The sequence below is a fragment of the Candidatus Nealsonbacteria bacterium genome, from assembly GCA_011050465.1.
Classification (GTDB): domain Bacteria; phylum Patescibacteriota; class Minisyncoccia; order Minisyncoccales; family RBG-13-36-15; genus RBG-13-36-15.
Genome location: DRFQ01000001.1, coordinates 45497 through 68058, shown reverse-complemented (window position 1 = coordinate 68058; position 22562 = coordinate 45497). Strand labels below are relative to the sequence as shown.

The following is a 22562-nucleotide window of genomic DNA, read 5'->3' as shown; positions in this document are numbered from 1 at the left end:
TGGTTTATAAAATTACTAAAGATTTTCCCAGAGATGAATTATACGGAGTAACTTCTTAGTTACGAAGAGCTGCTCTTTCGATAGTCTTAGACTACATTGAAGGTTATGCCAGAAAAATGGATAATGTCTACAAGAATTTTTTAGAAACCTCGTACGGATCACTTAAGAAAGCCAAATATCTATTACATTTTTCTTTGGTCGAAAATTATGTATCTAAAAAGAACTATGGAAGAGCAATGGAATTAACTGAAGACGTTGGAGCAGATGGTATTGGGCATTCTAAGAAAGTTATAAGTTATAAATTCCAGGTTATATGTTCCAAAATACAAAATATACTCTCCTTGCCGTCATTTTATGGGTAGGATTTTTCTTCGCCTTTCCAGTTTGGGCTGCCGGAAACACCACGGGTTACGCTTGGGGAGAAAACGCGGGCTGGATCAACTTTAATCCCAGCCAGGGCGAGGGGGTAACGGTAACAAATAGCGCAGTTGCTGGCTATGCCTGGGGAGAAAATGTTGGTTGGATTAATCTCAACCCTACTTATGGCGGGGTAACCAATGACGGTCAGGGTAATCTTTCAGGATATGCCTGGGGCGAGAATGTTGGTTGGATAAATTTCAATCCCACTGGTTCTCAGGTAATTATTGATGGTTCAACCGGTGATTTTTCAGGTTATGCCTGGGGAGAAAATGTGGGCTGGATTAGTTTTAGTTGTGCTAATTGCAATATTAATACAAGCTGGAGAAAAACAGTTGTTGTTACTGGTGGTGGTGGAGTTATTTCTCCACCAGTCAGCACTACCGGTCAAGGTAATGTTTATCAAAATTTAGGAGGAGAGGTTAGAAAAACCTTTGAATCTGGAGAGTTAGCTAAAGTAGTTTTTCCTTCCTACAGCATTAAGGGAACAGTGGTAGTTAAAATTGAGCCAAAAGATAAAGTTGAGGCAATTAAAACCAATCCCTTACCTAAAAATACTAAAATAGTTGGTGACTTAGTAGCTGATTTTACAGCTCTTTCTGGAGGAGAAGAATTAGAAAAATTTGAGGGAGTAGTGGCGATTACTTTTACCTATACAGATGCAAAAGTAAAAGAAGTCGGGGTTGATGAAAAGACTCTCAAGATTTACTGGTGGGATAAAACTACTAAAAGCTGGAAACCATTGAAAAGCGAAGTTAACACATTAACTAACACTGTCACTGCCCAGACCATCCACTTTACTTTGTTTGCCCTAATGGGAGAGATAAAAGAAAAACCAATTGTTGAGATGACCGTTGAGGAACTTAAACAAAAGATTGCTGAAATTTCAGAAAAGATTAACCAATTAAAAGTTCAGCTTCAACAACTTTTGGAAAAGGAGGTCACTGAAGAAATCCCAACTAATTACAGATTCACCATTAATCTTAAATATGACCAGACAAATGATGACGTCAGATACTTACAGATCTTCTTAAAAGCCCAAGGTCCTGAGATTTATCCTGAAGGCATAGTGTCTGGTTGGTTTGGTCCTTTAACTAAGAAGGCAGTAATTCGCTTTCAGGAAAAATATGCTGAAGATATCTTAGCTCCTTGGGGATTAACGGAAGGTACTGGTTTTGTTGGTTCAACTACCCGAGCTAAGATTAACGATATTTTAGGTCGGTAAAAGAGAAAGATAAGAATCTTCAAATAACTAAACTGCAGAAGTCAGAACCCTGCAGCTTGCATCTACGGTTCACATATATGTGAACCGTAGTATTATCCTTTTTACTTTTGACTACATAAACATAAAAATGGTAATGGGATATCTTTTCTTTTTATCTTCCAATTTGTTAGAATTGAATTGTCCTGCTAGCGAAGATTTAAAAATTTAAATTCTCGCAACACAATTTGGATTTATTTATTTTTCAACAAATTAATCAATTTGCTTTACGATGGTTTTGGTTGGACGTTTTGACTATTTTTTTCGCCAAATACTTTGGTTATATTTTAGTTTTTTTATTACTTTTATTTTTAGTTAAAAATTTTAAAAAATATCGTCAGATGGTAACCTTGTCCTTTTTATCCGCGATTTTGGCAAGGTTCATTATTGTAGATACTATTCGTTTGTTTTGGGAAAGACCAAGACCATTTGTTGACAATCATATTAATTTACTTTTAGACCGTCTGAATCAATCCGCCTTTCCTTCGGGCCATGCTGCCTTCTTTTTTGCCATTGCTACAATTATCTATTTTTATAACAAAAAGGCCGGCCTTCTGTTCTTTATGGCCAGCTTTTTAATTACTATTCCTCGGATTTTCACCGGAGTTCATTGGTCATCAGATATTTTGGCTGGGGCAATCGTTGGTATCCTCTCAGCTCTTTTGATTATTCTTTCTTTTCGGAAATTTTCTTTAATTGTAAAGAAATAATAACCGCAATCACCGTAATGAGCACGGCATACATAAACTTTCCGGCCACTCCTCTTCCTTTTAGGAAGAGAACATTGAACGGGGTCTAATGGCATCATTCCAGGCCAGAGCCGCTACCAATTCAAATCCGACCAAGATTAAAGTAATCATCTTTTCTTCAGCTTTCTTTCGGATTTTTTCTATTTTTCTCGAGGACTTCATTTTTAAAATCAGTGCCGCGGGTGGGACTCGAACCCACACGACCTTTCGGTCATACGATTTTGAGTCGTACGCGTAAACCAATTCCGCCACCGCGGCCAGTTAGAGTTAGTTGGGTTAAAATCACCAGTACAGAAAGAATATACTTTTGCTTATTTCTTGCGATAAACTATGGAGAACTCAGCCAACCTGGCCAAGGTCCAATTTTAATTTAACAAAGATTCCGGTTTTTATCAACCTAGGGTCTTTTCCAAGAAGCTTCAATAATTTTTTGAGGATGTTGTAATTGAGCCTTCTTTAAGTTTTTACAGGAAATTTTGTGAACAGAGGCATTTTTAGTTTTTGCAATGATAGCCTTGATGTTATCTCCTGATCGAGGATCACAACATTTGGCGAGAGCAAAAGAAATACCGGTTTCCCCGCCGATTAAGATAATTTGAGGGGGTTTTTTTATTCCGGGCTTAACGAATAACTTTGGCTTTTTAAATATTTGTCTTGTTATTCTTTTTGGTAAAAACCTCTCTCTAATAGATTCCAAGAAGCCATTTTTAAACTCTTTTTTGATATGAGAGTAGGCTAAATTGGTTTTAACGAATCTTAACCAATTTCGGCTTGGTTTTTTATTTTTATCAACCAGAATTTCCACCACATCTCCATTTTTCAACGGAGCTGATACTTGAGTTATCTTTCCGTTGACTTTCGCTCCGGCACAATGGTTTCCGATTTCAGTATGAATATGGTAGGCAAAATCGATAGCGCAAGCTCCTTCGGGAAGATTGATCACATCTCCCTTGGGCGTGAAGACAAAAATTCTACTTTTAAAAAAATCAATTTTCAATCTTTCAAAAAACTCTTTTGTTCTGTGAATTTTTTGTTGCCAGTCTTTTAATTGTTGAATCCAAATATATTTATTTTGTTGAGCCTTTAGATCTACTTTTTCTTTATAAGCCCAATGAGCACAAATTCCATTTTCGGCCCGATTATGCATTTTTGGAGTTCTAATCTGAAGCTCAGTTAGTTTTCCCTCCAAACAGAAGCAAGTAGTATGAAGGCTTTGATAGCCATTTGGCTTGGGAAGAGCAATAAAGTCCTGAATTCTGCCTATAAGCGGTTTGAAATGTTTATGTATAATTCCCAAGGTCTTATAACAAGAATCTAAATCTTTTACAATAATTCTTAAAGCTACTAGATCATAAATTCTTTCAAAATCCATGCCATGCTTTAAAAGCTTCTGATAAAGACTCCAGTATGATTTAACTCGAGAGTGGATATTTAAAGGAGTTATTCCCTCTTTCTCTAAGATTTTTTTAATAATTGGCTCTACTTTTTTCAAATAACCCTCTCTTTTTTCATATTTTTCTTTTACATTTTTTATTAACCATTCGTACTCTTTACGATAAAGATAAGGAAAAGCCAGGTCTGCAAGCTGGACTTTTATTTCGCCCATTCCTAATCTGTCAGCTATTGGAGCGAAAATTTCTAAAGTTTCTAAGGCAAATCTTTTCTGTTTTTCTTTAGGCATATATTTTAATGTTTCCATATTATGAAGACGATCAGCCAGTTTTATCAAAATCACCCTTAAATCTTCAGCCATAGCAAAAAACATTTTTCTTAGGTTCTCTACTTGAGGACTAACAGAAAAGATAGAGATAGGGGGAAGATTATACACTTTAGGATAACGAAGCCTGCTTAATTTACTTACTCCGTCAACCAGAAAAGCAACTTCTTTGCCAAATTCTTTTTCGATTTCATCCAAAGACGCCGAGGTATCGTCGGGTACATCATGCAATAAAGCTGCAGCAATAGTTTTGGAATCAAGGTTTCTACCGGCTAAAATTAAAGCCACCTTTAAAGGATGAATAATATAATCATCACCAGAAAATCTTTTTTGTCCCTGGTGGGCATTTCTTGCAAAATTAAAAGCCTTTTCAATCAAAACCGGGTCATCGCTTTTTTGTTTAATTTGTTTCAAGATATTCAGCATGTTATTTACTCCGTTAGAGATTTACCTCTAACGGAGTCTAAAGCCTCGCCCTTTCTAACGGGGTTTACAGTCTTTATTAAAACACCTTATCTTTTTCCATTTAGTGATAACTAGGATTGATTCACACTTTGGACAATTTTTTCCAATCGGTTTTTCCCAAGAGGCAAAATCACAGTCCGGCCAGAGAGAGCACCCATAGAAAATCTTCTTATTTTTTGTCCTTCTTTCAACCATTTCTCCTTTCTTACATTTTGGACATTTAATATCTAAAGATTTAGGGATATCTTTTTTGTATCGACACTTTGGAAAATTGGAGCAAGTATAAAACTCTCCAAATCTGCTTATCCTAATTAATAAATTGGCTCCACAATCTGGGCAAATTTCGTTAGTTAGTTCTGCAATTGATTCTTTTTTTGAAACTTTTTGACGCTTTTTTTCTAAGTTTTCATTAAAAGGAGTATAAAATTCTTTTATAATTGTGACCCACCCTACTTTTGCCTGAGCAATTTTATCTAAATCGTCCTCCATCGTGGCCGTGAAATCAATACTAACAATCTTCGGAAAATTTTTAACCAGAAGATCGTTTACTATAAAACCAATTCTGGTTGGTTGAAACCGTCTATTTGCATCTTTTTCAATGTAATTTCTTCCTTGGATTGTAGCTAATGTCGGGGCATAGGTTGAAGGCCGGCCAATCCCTTTTTCTTCCAGGGTCTTAATTAAAGTTGCTTCGGTATATCTGGGGGGAGCCTGAGTGAAATGCTGAGAAGATATGAGATTTATAAGCTTTAAGGCTTCATTTTTTTTCAATAATGGTAGTTCGTTTTCTTCAAATTTAATGGGATATATTTTTAAAAAACCTTCGAATTTTAAAATTTGGCCAGTGGCCCGAAAGAGATATGTTTTAGCTGAAATATCAATAGTAGTCGAGTCGAAAATGGCTTGATTCATCTGGCAAGCAATAAATCTTCGCCAGATTAAATCATAAAGTTTGAACTGGTCGTCGTCTAACCCCGCACCAGAAACTTTGTTTCGGTTCGGGGCTGGTCCGGCACCGTGCTCGGCTCTGGTGCTGGGCTTCGCTCCGGCGTCGGGTTTTGCCTCTATTTTCAGTTTTTCTGGAGTATTTTCAGGATAAGTTGGCCTAATGGCCTCATGGGCTTCTTGAGTCTTACCTTTAGCCTTATACTTTTTCAGAAAACCTGCCCAATATTTTTTACCGTAATTTCCGATAATGAATTTTTTAACCGCCAATAAAGATTGTTCAGAAAGGTTAAGAGAATCGGTTCGGTGATAGGTAATATGCCCTTTTTCATAAAGCCGCTGGGCAATAAACATGGTTTTTCTTGCCGAGAATCTTAATTTTCGATAAATCTCTTGCTGCAAAGTACTTGTTGTAAATGGAGGAAGAGGATTTCTTTTTACTTCTTTTTTTTCAATATCAATTACCTTATATTCAGCCCCTTTTAGATCTTCGATAATTTTATCAGCTTCTTTTTTGGCTGCAATTGCAAGCTTTGGAATAGTTTTTCCATTTTTCTTAATTAGCGAAGCCTTAAATTCTACCTTTGTATTTTTATTTTTTTTAAGTAATGCCTCAATGCTCCAATATTCTTTGGGAGTAAATTTCTGAATTTCTCTTTCTCTTTCAACTATCAATCTTACTGCTACCGACTGGACTCTTCCTGCCGATAGCCCCCTAGCCACTTTATCCCATAAAAAAGGTGATAATTTATAGCCAACAATGCGATCTAAAATTCTTCTGGCTTGTTGGGCATTAACTAAATTCATGTCAATTTTTCTTGGATTTTTTAAAGCCTTCTCAATTGCTCTTTTTGTAATTTCGTGGAAAACTATTCTTTGATAAGGCTTTAAACCATTCAGATTAAGCAACTGGACAAGATGCCAAGCAATGGATTCTCCTTCTCTATCTTCGTCAGTAGCTAAAATTACAGATGTTGCTTTTTTAGCTTCTTTTTTTAATAACTGAGTTATTTTTCTGGTTTTTGGAATGATTATGTAGCTTGGCTTAAAATCGTTTTCTATATCTATCCCAAGTTTACTTTTTGGCAGATCTCTAACATGGCCATAAGAAGATAAGACCTTGTAATTTCGGCCTAAAAATTGCTGGATAGTTCGAGATTTAATTGGTGATTCAACTATTACTAATTGCATATATGCTTCCTCCCAAGTTTCTTATTTTTCCTTTTATTTCCAATGTCGAGAGAGTGCTGGAAACGACAGATGCTTGTAATTTTGTTTTTTCGATAACTTTGTCAACATATAAAGACTCTTCTCTTAATGCTTCTAAAACTAGATTTTCCTCTTTGGTTTTTCCCGTTGTTGTTTTAGCCTTCTTTTTAATGGGTAAATTTAATTCTCTTAAAATATCGTTAGCATTCTCAATTAATTTTGCTCCCTTCTTTATTAAATTGTGGGAACCTCGAGAATTAGAAGAATAAATTGAACCAGGAATAGCAAAGACTTTTCGGCCCTGCTCGAGAGCATAGTGAGCAGTAATTAAAGCCCCTGACTTTTCTTTAGCCTCAACCACCAAAACTCCCAAAGAGAGTCCGGCAATAATTCTGTTTCTTTGGGGAAAAGTAAATTGAGTCCCTCGAGTACCAGGTCTGTATTCAGAAATTAAAGCTCCACCTTTTTCAATAATTTTTTGGGCCAACCTCAGATTTGATTGAGGATAAATGCTTTTTTCATCAATGCCCGTTCCTAAAACAGCAATTGTTTGTGTTCTCCGTTCAACTGTTGCCTGATGGACAAAAGTGTCAATGCCGGGTGCTAATCCTGAAACAATAATTAAACCGGCCTCAGCTAAATCGCCGGCAATTCCCAGGGCTACCTGTTTTCCGTAAGAAGAAAATCTTCTTGTTCCAACAATAGCAAAGCAGGGCTCATCTGGAAAAATATTTCCTTTAACATAAAGAACCTTTGGCGGATTCTTAATTTTTTTAAGAAGTTCTGGATAATCTTTATTATTAATATTAATCTCTTTTATTTCTTCCATTTTTTAATTTAGCACGATTTTTAAAAATTAAGAAATTCGATGTTTTAATAAGTTCAACATTAATCCTAAGCTTGTCAAAAGATTGACTTTTTCGACTCCGTATATTATTTTTTAAACGGAGGGCTTGTACTTAAACAACCAAAAGGAGGCGGAAATGAAGAGTTTTGAGGAGATAATTCAAGAGGCGACCTACCTATTGGATAAACAAAAAGAAAGATTGTTAAATGACCTAGAGGGAAGCGAAATTGATGAGGATGTTCTAAAAGATAGGATGATAAAAACTGTTGAGGAAGTTTTTCGTTCGTTTTTCGACGTATCAGTAAACGATTTAGCGCCGTCTGAAAGAGGCGAAATCGAGCGAATAGCCAGAGAAACTGCAAAAGAGCAAATGCCAATCCTTCTAGCAATCCGCGCCAATTATTGAGGGGCCAGAGACATGGCCTCTTTTTTATTTTCTTAATTTCTCAACAGCTTCAGAGAGCATTTGGCAATAGAGGTTCAGTCCTACTTGATTTATATTGCCAGATTGTTCTTTTCCCAAAATATTCCCCGTTCCTCTGATTTCCAAATCTTTTAAAGCAACTTGATAGCCAGAACCCAAGGCTTCGGCTTCTTTTAGGGCCTGAAGCCTTTCTCTGGCCAAAGAGGAGATTCTTTTAGAGTATAGAAAATAAGCAAAAGCCTGAATATGAGACCTGCCAACCCTTCCCCTTATTTGATAGGCTTGGGCTAGCCCGAGTTTTGTGCCGTCTGCGACAATTAAAGTATTAACATTGGGTAGATCAATTCCATTTTCAATTATTGTCGTTGTAACTAAAACATCGATCTTTTTTTGTTGGAAATCTTGTATTGTTTTAATTAGTTCTTTTTCTGCCAATTTTCCATGGGCGATTCCAATTTTAACCTTAGGCAATAATTTCTCTAAAAATTCCCGCATTTTTTCAATTGCTTGAATTCGATTAAAAAGAAAATAGACCTGTCCTCCTCTGGAAATTTCCTTTTCAATAGCCTGTTTGATTATTTTTTTCTTGAAATGGACAATAAAAGTTTTAATCGGGAGCCTGCCGGGAGGAGGTGTTGTAATTAAACTTATTTTTTTCAGGGATGAGAGAGCCAAATAAAGGGTTCTGGGAATTGGAGTTGCAGAAAGTGATAATATATCAAGATTAGCCCTGATTTTTTTAAATTTTTCTTTTTGTTTAACCCCAAATCGGTGTTCATCATCAATAATTAAAAGCCCCAGCCCTCCACCTTTTTGAGAGGGGTGGGGGGTAACATCTTTTGATAATAATCGATGGGTGCCAACAACAAAATCAACTTTACCGGCATTTAATTCTTCAACAATTTTTTTTTGTTCTTTTTTTGTTTGAAGGCGAGAAAGCAATCTAATTTTTACGGGAAGATTTTTTAATCTTTTTCTAAAATTATGGAAATGCTGATAAGCCAAAATAGTGGTTGGACAGATCATTACTGCCTGGTAGCCGGATTTCACCACTTTTATCATTGCCCTTATTGCCACTTCTGTTTTACCAAAACCAACATCGCCACACAAGATTCTATCCATTGGCCGATTATTTTCTAAATCTTTTTTTATTTCTTCGATCGCTTCATTTTGGTCGGGAGTCTCAAGGTACTGAAAATCAGAAGCTAACTGAAGGTCTATTTCGTCTTCTGGTAAGTAAGGAGAGCGAGTGGTTATCTCTCTGCTGGCCGCAATGTCTAAAAGCTCTTTAGCCAATTTCTCAGTTTCTGCTTTTATCTTTCTTTTTGTTTTCTGCCAGAGTGAACTACCTAATCGAGCAATTTGCGGTTTCCCAAAACCAATATAACGTGAAAGTTTTCTTTCTAGGCCCAAGGGAACATATAACCTATCTTCCTGAGCGTATTTTAGTACATAATATTGCTTATTATCTGATTCTCCGTTGACAGACAGCGTGACAGTTGACTGTTGTTCATAAATGCCAATACCATGATCTAGATGAACTAAACAATCTCCGGGTTTAATTCCTTTTAAATCAGAAAATATTTTTTGAGATTTTAGCTTTTTTTTCAAAATCTCTTTTGATTTTTTCTCATCTTCGATTACTACTTCTAATTTTTCAATATTCTCAATTTTATTACCAAAAAACTCAAACAATAGAGCTTGATTTGAATTTAGAGGAAAAACCTCAACCAAACCTCCTCGTTGGGAGAATTCTCCCGGATATTCAATTTTCAATACTTTCTCATAGCCCATTTCATCCAACTTTCTTAAAAATTGAGAGAGATTAAGGGTTTGCCCTTTTTCTAAAAATAGAGTATTGCTCTCGAAAAATGATTGGGTTTTTCTGGCAGCTAAAATCTTTGAAAAATTCTCCTCAAACCAAAAATTTCCCTTATTCAAAAAATAGGGGATGAGACTGACAATCAAAACTCTATCGGTAGCTTCCCTTGACAATTTCATTCGATTGAATTATAATAAAATATTTACAAGATAGTCAAGCCGTATTCTACCTTTTTACCCTCCAGCCTGCCTATCAGCGGTGAAATTCTAGGCAATCCCTCCTTAAGCCTGAAGTAGCCGAAAGTCTAGGGATTTGAAGGTTATCTTTTGAGTCCCTGGCGCTGATAGGTGGACTGGAGGGTAAAGTTTATTCTTTAGAAAGAAGAAAGGAGCAGGGATCGGCAAGAGTGCTAATTGGCCAGCTGGCCAATTTTTTTATCGGTTATATTTTTACATTGGCCCGCACGAACTATGTTGGATTCAACCGGGAAATAGAAATTTTAAAAAACTTCCGTTGAAAAGCTCATTTTTCACACAAGACCTTGCTTAATTCATCTGGGTCATTGTTTTTTCTAGATTTTCCTTGAGAACCATTGTAATTGCTAAACAAGTTTTTTCAACAGTTTTTTCAACAACTTTCTCTTCTGCTTTACCAAATTTCTGAAGAACATATTTTTCAACATTTTTGGGTTTTCCGTCTTTCGACTGAATTCCTATTCTAAATCTAATAAAATTTTTCGTTTTTAATTCTTTAACTATTGATTCCACTCCTTTATGACCGCCAGATCCCCGATTTTTGACGATCCTGATTTGGCCCAAAAGAATGTCAATATCATCATGAATAATCCAGACATTAGTAGTTGGCAGTTTGTAGTAGACAGATAGGGCTTTGACTGCCTTTCCAGATAAGTTCATAAAAGTTTCAGGGAGAATGAGGATCACGTCTTTTTTTTCGTAAATTCCTTTCGAAATCAAAGCGTTAAATTTCTTTTGCAGTTTAAAATTAGGGAAACCAATGACTTCCTGCCAGCAACTAACTATTGACCTGCCAATATTGTGGCGACTTTTTTGAAATTTTTTTCCTGGATTACCCAGTCCAATAATGAAAATCATAATAAATTTGTTCGTAATAATATTATATCATTTCTCTTGCCCCCACGCCAAACGATGATTATTTTGTTAATTTAGATGCTTTCTGTGCCTCATCCTCGCTTGGTGCGTCGGCTTGCCAGATGAAAAAATTTTAGCTACAATAGAATAGTTATGCGAAATATATTGTCTTTTCTCTGGGAGATCTCAAAAATAGTTATTATCGCTTTATTAATAGTGGTGCCTGTCCGTTATTTTTTATTTCAGCCCTTTATTGTTAGGGGAGCCTCGATGGAGCCTAGTTTTAATAGTGGGGACTATTTAATTATCGATGAAATTTCCTATAGATTCCGAGAACCCCAAAGAGGTGAAGTGATAGTTTTCAAGTATCCTCAGGATCCTTCTCAACGATATATTAAAAGAATTATCGGTCTTCCCGGAGAAACAATTCAGATAAAAGAAGGTCAAATATTTATTTCAGAAGACGGAGAAGCCTACATGTTAGATGAATCGTTCTATTTTTTTGAGCCATCGGTTACCCTCGGAGACTTTCTTGTTACTTTAGAAGAAAATAAATACTTTGTTTTGGGAGATAACCGGGCTTTTTCTTCTGACTCGAGACGTTGGGGATCTTTACCAGAAAATTATATTATTGGTCGAGTTCTTTTCAGGGCTTGGCCCCCAACAGCTATTGCCAAAATTATCACTCCCATTTATAAAACCCCTTAGAAGACATGCCCCGTAGTAGAATTTCGACAGTTCGCCCGAAGGGCGAACAAGGTAAAACGGGGCATAAAAGAGAGAAAAAGATATTCAACATATAAATTATAAACCGAGATTTCATCTCATTGATTTAAGTCGAAATTTCACTACGGGGCATGGATTCAAGTATTTCCAAAAAAAGAAAAAGAGGGTATCAATCTCCCCAAGGAATGCACGATATTCTTCCTGAAGACCAGAAGTACTTTCAGAAACTTTATAATATAGCTGAGAATATTGCCAATTTCTATGGTTTTAGATTTATTGAAACTCCGATTTTAGAGGAAGCTGGACTTTTTGAAAAAGGAACAGGGTTGAGCACCGATGTTGTCCAGAAACAAATGTATACATTTAGAACCAAGGGAGGAGATTGGTTGACCCTCAGACCAGAGGGGACCCCGTCCGTGGTTAGAGCCTATATTGAACATGGGATGTTTAATCGTCCTCAGCCGGTAAAGTTTTGGTATTCTGGCCCCTTTTTTCGCTATGAGAGACCACAGGCTGGCAGATTTCGTCAGTTTCATCAAATTGGTTTTGAAGTTTTCGGAGAACAAAGTCCAGTTGTTGATACTCAGATTATCCAAATTTTTTATAATATTTTAAAAGAGCTTCGTTTCGAAGATTTGACCGTTGAAATCAATAGTATAGGAGATAGTCAATGCCGGCCTTATTATAAAAAACTTTTAGTAAGCTATTTAAAATCTAAAACCGAGAGTTTGTGTCATAGTTGTCAAAGAAGAATTAGAGAAAATCCCCTCAGAATCTTAGATTGCCAGGAAGAAAAGTGCCAACGAGTTAAAAACCAGGCCCCTCAAATAATTGATCATCTCTGTCAGGAATGTCATAATCACTTTAGAGAAGTTTTAGAATTCTTGGATGAACTAGAGCTACCTTACTATCTTAATCCTTATCTTGTAAGAGGACTTGATTATTATACTAAAACAGTTTTTGAGATCTTTGATAAAGGCGAAGAAGGAAAAAGACAGGGAGCAATAGTTGCTGGCGGGAGATATGATGTCTTGGTGAAACTTTTAGGGGGCAAAGATACGCCGGGTATGGGAGGGGCAGCCGGAGTAGAAAGGATTGTGAATTTAATGAAAGAAAAAACATGGAAGCCTCCCGTTGAAGTTAAAAAGCAAATTTTTCTGGCTCAACTAGGGAAACTAGCCAAAAAAAAAGGACTTAAACTTTTCGAAGAGTTTAGAAAGGCTAAAATTCCTTTAGCTGAAACTTTTGGAAGAGATTCTTTAAAGGCCCAACTTTATTTAGCCGATAGAATGGGAGTCGAATACACTTTAATTATTGGCCAGAAAGAAGCTCTGGGGGAAGTGGTTTTGATAAGAAATATGAAAACCGGAAAACAAGAAGTGATAAAGTCAGAAAAAATAATAAAAGAAATGAAAAAACGTTTGAAGAAATAGCCATAAACAGTTATTTATGGAAGAGTGTCTTTTTTGTAAAATTATAAACAAAGAGCTACCTTCAGAAATTGTTTATGAAGCAGAAGAAACAATTGCTTTTAAAGATACCCATCCTAAAGCTTCTGTTCACATTTTAATTCTACCTAAAAAGCACATTTTATCAGTTAATCATTTAACGTCGGAGGATAAGAATTTGATAGGCGATCTTTTCTTGGTAGCCCAGAAAATAGCAAAAGAAAAAGACCTAAAGGGCTACAAACTGGCGATTAATGTTGGAAAAGAGGGAGGGCAATTGATTGATCATTTGCACCTACATCTATTAGGAGGGGCAATAGAAGAAATGCCCTAAGTAAAGAAATTCGAAATTCGAAATCCGAAACCCCAGAACTATAAATCATTCGGATTTAAGTCCGGGGCGCAGCAAATTCCAAAATTTAGATATTGCCTGCCCCGTAGTTAACGAGCGAAGCGAGTTATACCTATGGGGTTTAGCATTTAGATATTAGAAATTAGGATTTAAAATTTATTATGGCACTTGAAGTTAAACGTCAATTTAAAGAAACCAGCCAGGGTTTAATTCACCGTTTTTCAAAAAGCATTAGAGGAAGCGGGATTTTGCTTCGGGCAAGAGAGATTCGTTTTCGAAAACGCAAGAGAAGCCATTACGCTAAAAAATCAGCCGCCTTAAGAAAGCAAGAACTAAAGAAAAAATACGAAAAATTAAAAAAATTGGGGAAATTAGGCAGATAAGACTTAAATTGTTAAATTGTTACATTGCTAAATGGCTAAGTTTCTTAAAGAATTTCTAAAACCGAATTGGTGAAAGGTGCTTATTTCGTGCCTATTTTTGGTTAATTTCGTATTTGGGTATTTCTTATTTCAAGATGGCGCCTTACCCACAATCCAAAAGCTTTACGCATATCTTTTCGTATTGCTTGCCCTGCCCTTCATATTATTTGAAAGGTCTGGTGATCTAGGATGGTTTTACGCCACACGCGGGCTGTACGACTTCGTTATGGTATCTATAGGGATTATCTTGCTCATACCTTATTATTATCTTATTTCCTGCCTCATCTATTTCATCTTTGTAAAAATTAAAAATAGAGTTGTCGCCAAGAAATAACAATTTAATAATGTAACAGTTTAGCAATTTATTTCTATGAAAAAAATTCTTATTGTAGAGGACGAAAAAATTTTAGCTGAAATGTATCAAGATAGATTTTCTCAAGAGGGATTTCAGGTTGTTTTAGCCTCTACCTCCGAAGAAGGAATAGATTTGGCCAAAAAAGAAAATCCAGATTTAATTTTGCTTGATATTTTATTACCGAAAGAAAACGGAATTAGCTTTTTAAGAAAATTAAAACAAGAACCAGAAATTTCATCGATTACAGTGATAGCTTTTTCTAATTACGATGAACCCAAGACAAGAAAAGAAGCAGAGAGCCTGGGAGTCAAAGCTTATTTATTGAAGACTGATTTTACTCCCCAAGCCTTGGTTAAAAAAATCACAGAGTATCTTTCTTGAATAATGTAAAATAATTATGAAGTCAATTTCTGGGCAGTTGAAAATCTTAACTGAAGGAGTGGTAGAAATTTTGCCGACCAATGCCTTGAAGGAAAAACTTACTCTTTCTTTTAAACGGAAAAAACCTTTAAAGGTAAAATTAGGGGTTGATCCAACAGCCCCTGATTTACATTTAGGCCTGGCGGTTTCTTTGAGAAAGTTAAAGCAATTCCAGCAGTTGGGCCATAAGGTTATGATTGTTATCGGTGATTTTACCGCTCAAATAGGAGATCCAAGCGGAAAATCCAAGACAAGACCCTCTTTGTCAAAAGAAAAAGTTTTGTCTAACGCCAAGACTTATATTGATCAGTTTTCGAAAATCCTTAATCTTGCCAAAACCAAGATATTATTCAATAGCCAATGGTTGGAGAAAATGGCTCTCAGAGAGATAATAAAATTGACAGCCAGCTATAATGTTTCCCGGATGTTAGAAAGGGAAGACTTTAAAAAAAGATACAAGGGCGGGATTGAAATTGCTATCCATGAATTTTTATACCCATTATTACAGGGGTATGATTCGGTAGCAATAAAAGCCGATATCGAGATTGGAGGGACTGATCAAAAATTCAATCTTTTAGTCGGTAGAGATATTCAAAAAGCCTATAATCAGCCCCCTCAATGCTGCCTTTTATTGCCCTTGTTAGAGGGAATTGACGGCAAAGAGAAGATGTCAAAGAGCTTGGGGAATTATGTTAGTTTGGTCGATGAACCCTCTGATATGTTTGGGAAAATAATGTCTATTCCCGACAGTTTGATGATAAAATATTTTCGGCTTTGTACCAATATTGATTCAAAAACCATCGATAGGTTCGAAAAAGAATTAAAGAAAAGAAAAATAAATCCTCGAGATCTTAAGTCGAAGCTATCTTTTGAAATAGTTAGGACTTATCATGGAAGCAAAAAAGCCGCGGAGGCCTTAGAATATTTTAAAACTGTTTTTCAAAAGAAGAAACTTCCCAGCAAAATACCAGAATATATCTTGATTCGAAAAAGGGAAATTCTTCTGCCCCAATTGATGGTGATGATAAATATAGTAAAAAGCAAAAACGAGGCCAAAAGATTAATCGAGCAGGGAGGAGTTAAAATTAATCAAAAAAAAGTTGACAATATTTATGAAAAGATTGACCCAAGAAAAGAGATAATTCTACAAATTGGTCCCCGAAGATTTACTAAGATAATTTTTAAATAAAAAAGATCAAGAAGTGGTACTCGCCACCTCGCTTAAAATTATTCGTATTTTCAGTATATGTCTATCAAGGAAGAAATTACAATTAATTTAAAAGAATATTTAAAAGAGAAGAAAGAAACCGAAGTTTCGGTTTTGAGGCAGCTTTTAGCCGAGATTTTAAATAAAGAAAAAGAGAAAAGAAATAGATTAGCCAAAAAGAAGAAGGAGATAAATGAGGAAGAGCTAAAAAAAGAAAGCCAGCTGACCGAAGAAGAGATAATTGAAGCCGTTTTTTCTGAGACTAAGAAAAGAAAAGAAGCGATAGCAGGGTTTCAAAAAGGCGAAAGAGAAGACTTGGCAGAAAAAGAACAGAAAGAATTAGAGATTTTAAAAAAATATCTGCCAGAACAGCTATCAAAAGAAGAAATCAAGAAATTAGCCAAAGAAACCATTGATAGGATTGGGGCTTCCGGCCAAAAAGATATGGGCAAGGTAATAGGAGAATTAATACCCAAAGTTAAAGGAAAGGCCGAGGGCAGTCTTATCAGTCAAATAGTAAAAGAATTACTTGCCCCGTAGGAAATTGAAAGTTTTCTTTTTTTTGGGGGGTTAACTTAAGTTACTAATTTCACCATTTCGAGGGGATTTCTGGTTTTTTAAATCTGTGATATTATCTAAAAAGGCTATATTTTTATATTGTGATTGAGATTAATAATCTTACTGCCGTTTTCCTTGATAAAAAATTACTATTGGGAATCGCCAAAAAAACCCTAAAAGAGGCGAAGATAAAGGGCGAAGTAGAACTATCAATCGTTTTCGTGGGGCGCACGAGAATAAAGGAAATCAATAAAAGATATCGAGGCAAAAATAGGGTAACTGACGTTTTATCTTTCTCAGAGCCGAAAGATTTACGAACAAAATTTCAAGTAGGGCCAAGAAAAAGAATTCAGAACTTGGGTGAAATAGTTATTTGTCCAAATGAGGTTAAAAAAAACGCCAGAAGATTTACCCCATTAGGGACCATAGAAGCAAGGAAGAAACATAAAGAGAGCAAATCTCTAACAGGGTTCAGTTCAGCATTTAAAAGAGAACTGACAAAGGTTTTAATTCACGGTATTTTACATCTTTTAGGATACGACCACGAAGAAGATGAACAGAAGGCTAAGAAAATGCAAAAGAAAGAAAGGCGTTATCTTTTCCAACTCACAAATTCCCAAAAGCGCAGAAGCGTAAAAGCATAAGGTTATAGTATAAAGTTCAAAATTTTTAATTATAGTTTTTCGTTTCTCATTTCTAAATTTTAATCTATATGCTGAAGGCTAAATTCATCACTGGTCTTGATATCGGGTCAGAAAACATAAAGATTTTAGTAGTGGAAGAAAGAAAAGGCGATTCAGAGCCCGAAGTTTTAAAATATTTTCGTTTTCCGTCAGAGGGCATTAGGAAAGGAACAATAATTAATGTTGAACAAGCCTCTAATAGTCTTCGTTCGGCCCTGGAAGAATTTCAGAATTCATTTGAGCAAAAAATTAATTCAGCTATTGTAAATATTAGTGGTAGCCACATTTTTTCTACTCCTTCTCGGGGGGTAATTGCTGTTTCGAGGGCTGATCAGAAGATTTCTCCGGAAGATATTGATAGAGTGCTTCAGGCTGCCCAGACATTTTCTTTACCCTCTAATAAAGAAGTCTTAGATACTATTGTTAAAGAATTTATTATTGATGGAGAAAAAGGCATTAAAGAACCCTTGGGGATGAAGGGCATAAGGCTGGAAGCAGAAATTTTAGCTCTTTGTGGATTCTCTCCTTATATTAAGAATTTAACTGATACCGTTCTAAACGCCGGCCTTCAGATTCAAGATATTTTTGTTTCTCCTTTGGCTTCCTCGAGAGCAGTTCTGACCCCCAGGCAGAAAGAACTGGGAGTTGTTCTTTTGGACATAGGGGCGGGTACAACCAGCCTGGCTGTTTTTGAAGAAGGAGACCTGATTCAGGCCTCTATTTTTCCAATTGGCTCCGGCCATATTACTAATGATATTGCCATTGGGTTAAGGTGTGACATAGATACTGCTGAAAGAATAAAACTGGAGTATGGTTCTTGTTTTCTTCATAGCGGAAAAAAGAAAGAAAAGATTAAAAACATCCACAAAGAAGAGCCTTTAGTTTTTTCTCTAAAAATGTTAGGAAAGATTATTGAAGCTAGGATTTCAGAAATTTTTGACCTAACCAACAAAGAACTTAAAAAAATTGCTCGTCAAGGTAAACTTCCCGCAGGTGTTGTTTTAACCGGTGGAGGGGCGAAATTACCCAAAATAGGAGAGATGGCCAAGAAAGAACTAAAGCTGTCCTGCAAGATTGGTTATCCCAAAGGCATTGCAGGCCTGGAGCAAGATCCTTCTTTTGCTTTGGTTGCTGGTTTGGTTTTGAGCGGATTAGACTCTGAACAAGAGCAGCCAGTCTTTGGCGAAAAGTTTACCACCAAAATTAAAAAAATATTTAAAATTTTTATTCCATAACCACCAATAAAACACTAATCTCGGCATGAATTTACACGAATAATATATCCGGGAACAGTTCCCGTACAGTTGATTTTTTAGGTTAACAATAAAAACAAAAAATATGCAATCTACAACAAAAATTAAAGTAGTGGGAGTAGGGGGATCAGGATTAAATGCTATCTCTCGGATGGCTGCTGTCAAAATTCAAGGAGTGGATTTAATTGTTATTAATGCCGACGTTCAGGACTTAGAGAAAGCTCGGGCAGATTTCAAACTTCAGATTGGAAAAATAACCACCAAAGGTTTGGGAGCCGGCATGAACCCCAAAATAGGAGAGATGGCCGCCCAAGAAAGTAAAGAAGAGATCAGAGAAATTTTAAAAGGAGCAGATATGGTTTTTGTTACTTGTGGCCTGGGAGGAGGAGTGGGAACAGGAGCTGCTCCCGTTGTGGCCGATATTGCCAGGAAAGACGGAGCTCTAACAGTGGCCGTGGTAACAAAGCCTTTTTCTTTCGAAGGAATTCCTCGAAAGAAAATTGCAGAGAGAGGACTGGAGAATTTAAGAAACAAAGTTGATACTCTTTTGGTTATTCCCAATGACAGAATATTAAAAATAGTAGAACCCACAACTTCAGTTTTTTCTGCCTTCTGGTTTTGCGATGAAATTTTGAGACAAGCTGTCCAAGGAATTTCTGACTTAATTACTTTGCCAGGAATTATTAATGTTGATTTCGCTGATTTGAGATCTATCATGAAGAATGCGGGACCTGCTCTATTGGGGGTGGGGAGAGCGAGCGGAGAGAAAAGAATCGAAAAGGCCCTTAATCTGGCTCTTCATTCGCCTTTGCTTGACGACACCGTTTTTAAAAAAGGAAAGGCGGTACTTTTTAATGTGAGCGGAGGAAAAGATTTAACAATGACCGAAGTCAACACAGCCGCTCAGATGATCAGAGATTTTATTGATCCAGAAGCTAAGGTAATTTTTGGAGCAGTTCAGAATAAAGACTTAATCGAAGGAGAGGTGAAAATAATGGTCATTATTACTGGATTTTGAACGATCCCGCCCTTAAGTTAGCCTTTTAATGAATTTTTCCTCGTTTAATCGATGGCGGGGGAGCGAAACTGAGCACATAACGTATTATGTGCTCGGTTCTCGTTTTACTCGAAGTTATCCACAGACTTTGACTTGAGAAAGGATTTGACCCAATTTTTTTATTGGTTTAAAATGAAATAATCTTTATTTCTAAAGTATTTTTTTATTTTTTTTCCATGTTCCGCAATAAAATTACAAAAATTAAAAAAAGAGATGATACAATTGTAAAATTTGAGCAAAAAAAAATTACGGATGCTATTTTTAAATCTATAACTGCTACCGGCCAGGGCGACGGAAAGAAATCAAAAAGAGTTTCTAATAAAATGGTTCAAATTTTAAATCGTCGCTTTAAAGCCGAAGAAATCCCTCACGTTGAACAAGTCCAGGATATCGTTGAGGAGATTTTAATTTTAGAGGGATTAGTTGAGGCAGCCAAGGCCTATATTTTATACCGAGAGCAGAGAAGAATAATTCGAGAAGCAGTCGGAATGGTAGATGAATCGGTAGAAATGTTAGATAAATATATCGAAGAGATTGACTGGCAGGTTCAAGAAAATGCTAATATGGCTTATTCTTTACAGGGCTTAAATCATTACGGGGTTTCAAATATTACTAAAAGATATTGGTTAAACAAAATCTATCCAAGAGAAATCAGAGAAGCTGTCGAATCGGGCGACTTCCATTTGCACAACTTAGATACCTTGGGCCCATATTGCATGGGTTGGGATCTTTATGATTTATTAATAAAGGGATTTGGCGGAGTTACCGGCAAAACAGAATCCAAACCGGCCAAGCATTTTCAAACAGCTTTAGGACAATTAGTTAATTTCTTTTATACGCTTCAGGGGGAATGCGCGGGAGCTGTAGCTGTTGCTAGTTTTGATACTTTGTTAGCTCCCTTCATTAGATATGACGGCCTAACCTACAGAGAAGTCAAACAATCAATTCAGGAGTTTATGTTTAATTGTTCAATTCCCACGCGGGTAGGGTTCCAATGTCCTTTTACAAATTTAACTTTAGACATTAAACCTTCCCCAACCCTGGCTAAACAGCCAGTAATTATCGGCGGCAAGTCCCAAAAGGAAACTTACGGTGAGTTTCAAGAAGAGATGGATGTTTTCAACAGAGCGTTTTACGAGACAATGTTAGAAGGAGACGCCAGAGGAAGGCCCTTTCATTTCCCCATTCCTACTATTAATATTACCAAAGATTTTGATTGGCAAGACCCTAATTTAAATCCGATGTGGGAAGCTACGGCTAAATATGGGATTAATTATTTTGCTAATTTTATTCGCTCAGACATGAAACCGGAAGATACCAGGAGTATGTGTTGTCGGCTTCGTCTTGACAATAGAGAGCTTTACCAGAGAGGGGGAGGGCTTTTCGGCTCTTATCCTCTAACCGGATCAGTAGGCGTGGTAACGATAAATTTGCCCCGAATAGGCTATCTTTCCAAAACTAAAAGAGAATTTTTCGAGAAATTAGGCAAGATGATGGACTTGGCTAAAGAGAGTTTAGATATCAAAAGGAAGACTTTAGAGGATTTTGTAGAAAAAGGACTTTATCCTTACTCTAAGCGTTATCTGGAAGGAATGAAGAAAATGAGGGGCCAGTATTTTGGTAATCACTTTTCAACCATTGGTTTAGTTGGGATGAACGAGGCCCTGCTTAATTTTATTGGAGAAAACATTGGGTCCCGACGGGGATTAAGATTTGCCAGCGAAATCTTAGAATTTATGAGAGAAAGATTAGTGAAATACCAGAAAGACAGCGTAAATTTGTATAATCTTGAGGCCACCCCCGCTGAAGCAACTGCTTATAGACTAGCCCTGAAAGATAAAGAAAAATATCCAGATATAATTACTGCCGGAACCAAAGAGGTACCTTATTATACCAACAGTTCACAATTACCCGTAGATTATACTGATGATGCTTTTGGGGCCCTGAAGCTTCAGGATAATCTTCAAAAAAAATATACTGGTGGTACGGTCTTGCACCTCTTTTTAGGAGAACGAATTTCTGATATTGAAACTGTTAAAGCATTGATTAAAAAAACCTTTAATAATTTTTATTTACCTTATATTACTATTACTCCCACCTTTTCAATTTGTCCCGCTCACGGGTATTTAGCTGGAGAACATTTTCACTGCCCCCAATGTATTATTAAACAACCTTGTGAAGTTTACTCACGAATTGTTGGATATCTAAGGCCGGTTAAGCAGTGGAACAAGGGCAAACAAGAAGAATTTAACCAAAGGAAAGAATTCAAAATTAAACCAGCCATTAGTCAAAGTGAGCTAGCTAAAGGTGAGCTAGCCAAAAGGAAACTGGTTCCGTTTTAATCACTCATCACTAATGGCTAATTGCCAGTTGTTAATCGGTGGTTTACAAAAATTAACCTTGATAGATTTTCCGTGCAAGCTATCTTGCACGGTTTTTACTGTCGGGTGTAACTTCAGGTGTCCTTTCTGTTATGCTTCAGAGCTTGTTTTGCCGGAAAAGATTAAAAACCATCCCAAAATTCTAGAAAAAGAATTTTTTAGTTTTTTGAAAGAAAGAAAAGGACTCTTGGAAGGAGTAGTTATTTGCGGTGGAGAGCCAACTATCCATAAAGATTTGCCAAGTTTTATAAAAAAAATTAAAAAGTTAGGTTATTTAGTCAAGCTTGACACCAATGGCTCGAACCCCAAGATGCTTAAAGGTTTGATTGATAAACAATTGATTGATTATGTGGCCATGGATATTAAAGCACCAAAAGAAAGATATAAAATAGTTGCGGGAAAAGCAGTAAACATTAAAAACATTGAAAAAAGCATTATAATTTTAAAAGAGAATAAAATTAATTTTGAATTTCGAACTACTATTATTCCCAATCTTCTGAAAAAAGAAGATATTATAAAGATTGCTCGTTGGATTCAGGATTCCCCGAAATATTTTTTACAGAATTTTCGCCCAGAAAAAACAATTAATCCTAAATTCGACAAGGTTAAACCCTATCCTCAAAAATATCTTTTGGAAATCCAAAAAGCCATTTCTCCATTTTTTGGAATCTGCCAAATAAGGTAAATTTTTAGAGAGGTTCAAACCCGTTAGACGACCTGCCTACCCTGCCTTAA

General features: G+C 36.2%; 21 protein-coding genes and 1 tRNA gene. 16 read left to right on the top strand and 6 right to left on the bottom strand.

Annotation, left to right across the window (positions count from 1 at the left end):
* Nucleotides 1–80 precede the first annotated feature (80 nt).
* From ENH66_00370 to ENH66_00360, 3 genes are all read left to right on the top strand, one after another.
* Nucleotides 81–362, top strand: a complete 282-nt coding sequence (locus ENH66_00370; protein HDZ54157.1) for a hypothetical protein — start codon at nt 81–83, stop codon at nt 360–362.
* Nucleotides 314–1642: a peptidoglycan-binding protein gene (locus ENH66_00365; protein HDZ54156.1), complete on the top strand. Its 1329-nt coding sequence runs from the start codon at nt 314–316 to the stop codon at nt 1640–1642. The genes ENH66_00370 and ENH66_00365 overlap by 49 nt, the downstream gene beginning before the upstream one ends.
* A gap of 224 nt (nt 1643–1866) precedes the next feature.
* Nucleotides 1867–2388 (top strand): phosphatase PAP2 family protein, encoded by a 522-nt coding sequence (locus ENH66_00360; protein ID HDZ54155.1) that lies wholly within the window; start codon nt 1867–1869, stop codon nt 2386–2388.
* Nucleotides 2389–2601: 213 nt separating this feature from the next.
* On the opposite strand, the gene ENH66_00355 is transcribed toward ENH66_00360, so the two are convergent.
* From ENH66_00355 to dprA, 4 genes are all read right to left on the bottom strand, one after another.
* Nucleotides 2602–2685, bottom strand: a tRNA-Leu gene (locus ENH66_00355).
* Between the two features lie 139 nt (nt 2686–2824).
* A complete protein-coding gene (locus ENH66_00350; GenBank protein ID HDZ54154.1) occupies nt 2825–4570 on the bottom strand; it encodes a bifunctional (p)ppGpp synthetase/guanosine-3',5'-bis(diphosphate) 3'-pyrophosphohydrolase in 1746 nt (581 codons plus the stop codon).
* 54 nt (nt 4571–4624) lie between these two features.
* Complete coding sequence (gene topA, locus ENH66_00345; GenBank protein HDZ54153.1) at nt 4625–6745, bottom strand: type I DNA topoisomerase; 2121 nt, start codon at nt 6743–6745, stop codon at nt 4625–4627.
* Nucleotides 6726–7592, bottom strand: coding sequence for a DNA-protecting protein DprA (dprA, locus tag ENH66_00340; protein ID HDZ54152.1), 867 nt, complete (start codon nt 7590–7592; stop codon nt 6726–6728). Before dprA ends, topA begins: the two co-directional genes overlap by 20 nt.
* A gap of 154 nt (nt 7593–7746) precedes the next feature.
* Here dprA and ENH66_00335 point away from each other — a divergent pair, with 154 nt between their 5' ends.
* Complete coding sequence (locus ENH66_00335; protein ID HDZ54151.1) at nt 7747–8016, top strand: hypothetical protein; 270 nt, start codon at nt 7747–7749, stop codon at nt 8014–8016.
* 24 nt (nt 8017–8040) lie between these two features.
* Here the strand turns inward: ENH66_00335 and ENH66_00330 are convergent, their stop codons facing one another.
* Both ENH66_00330 and ENH66_00325 read right to left on the bottom strand, forming a co-directional pair.
* Complete coding sequence (locus tag ENH66_00330) at nt 8041–10035, bottom strand: DEAD/DEAH box helicase (GenBank protein ID HDZ54150.1); 1995 nt, start codon at nt 10033–10035, stop codon at nt 8041–8043.
* Between the two features lie 366 nt (nt 10036–10401).
* Nucleotides 10402–10968: an aminoacyl-tRNA hydrolase gene (locus ENH66_00325; protein ID HDZ54149.1), complete on the bottom strand. Its 567-nt coding sequence runs from the start codon at nt 10966–10968 to the stop codon at nt 10402–10404.
* Nucleotides 10969–11118: 150 nt separating this feature from the next.
* Between ENH66_00325 and lepB the strand changes: the two genes are divergently transcribed.
* From lepB to ENH66_00265, 12 genes are all read left to right on the top strand, one after another.
* Complete coding sequence (gene lepB, locus ENH66_00320) at nt 11119–11673, top strand: signal peptidase I (protein HDZ54148.1); 555 nt, start codon at nt 11119–11121, stop codon at nt 11671–11673.
* Nucleotides 11674–11822: 149 nt separating this feature from the next.
* Nucleotides 11823–13124, top strand: a complete 1302-nt coding sequence (locus ENH66_00315; GenBank protein ID HDZ54147.1) for a histidine--tRNA ligase — start codon at nt 11823–11825, stop codon at nt 13122–13124.
* Between the two features lie 16 nt (nt 13125–13140).
* Nucleotides 13141–13473, top strand: coding sequence for an HIT domain-containing protein (locus ENH66_00310; protein ID HDZ54146.1), 333 nt, complete (start codon nt 13141–13143; stop codon nt 13471–13473).
* 179 nt (nt 13474–13652) lie between these two features.
* Nucleotides 13653–13874, top strand: a complete 222-nt coding sequence (locus tag ENH66_00305) for a hypothetical protein (protein ID HDZ54145.1) — start codon at nt 13653–13655, stop codon at nt 13872–13874.
* Between the two features lie 409 nt (nt 13875–14283).
* Entirely contained in the window at nt 14284–14649 is a 366-nt protein-coding gene (locus ENH66_00300; protein HDZ54144.1) for a response regulator, read from the top strand.
* 16 nt (nt 14650–14665) lie between these two features.
* On the top strand, nt 14666–15877 hold the full coding sequence (locus ENH66_00295; GenBank protein HDZ54143.1) for a tyrosine--tRNA ligase: 1212 nt from the start codon (nt 14666–14668) through the stop codon (nt 15875–15877).
* Nucleotides 15878–15934: 57 nt separating this feature from the next.
* Nucleotides 15935–16435 carry a GatB/YqeY domain-containing protein gene (locus ENH66_00290; GenBank protein HDZ54142.1) on the top strand — a complete coding sequence of 167 codons (501 nt, stop codon included), beginning with the start codon at nt 15935–15937 and terminating at the stop codon, nt 16433–16435.
* A gap of 116 nt (nt 16436–16551) precedes the next feature.
* On the top strand, nt 16552–17097 hold the full coding sequence (gene ybeY, locus ENH66_00285) for an rRNA maturation RNase YbeY (protein HDZ54141.1): 546 nt from the start codon (nt 16552–16554) through the stop codon (nt 17095–17097).
* Nucleotides 17098–17165: 68 nt separating this feature from the next.
* Complete coding sequence (gene ftsA, locus ENH66_00280) at nt 17166–18371, top strand: cell division protein FtsA (protein HDZ54140.1); 1206 nt, start codon at nt 17166–17168, stop codon at nt 18369–18371.
* 103 nt (nt 18372–18474) lie between these two features.
* Nucleotides 18475–19407, top strand: a complete 933-nt coding sequence (gene ftsZ, locus ENH66_00275) for a cell division protein FtsZ (protein ID HDZ54139.1) — start codon at nt 18475–18477, stop codon at nt 19405–19407.
* 215 nt (nt 19408–19622) lie between these two features.
* Nucleotides 19623–21788: a ribonucleoside triphosphate reductase gene (locus ENH66_00270; protein ID HDZ54138.1), complete on the top strand. Its 2166-nt coding sequence runs from the start codon at nt 19623–19625 to the stop codon at nt 21786–21788.
* 13 nt (nt 21789–21801) lie between these two features.
* A complete protein-coding gene (locus ENH66_00265) occupies nt 21802–22512 on the top strand; it encodes an anaerobic ribonucleoside-triphosphate reductase activating protein (protein HDZ54137.1) in 711 nt (236 codons plus the stop codon).
* Nucleotides 22513–22562: the final 50 nt, after the last annotated feature.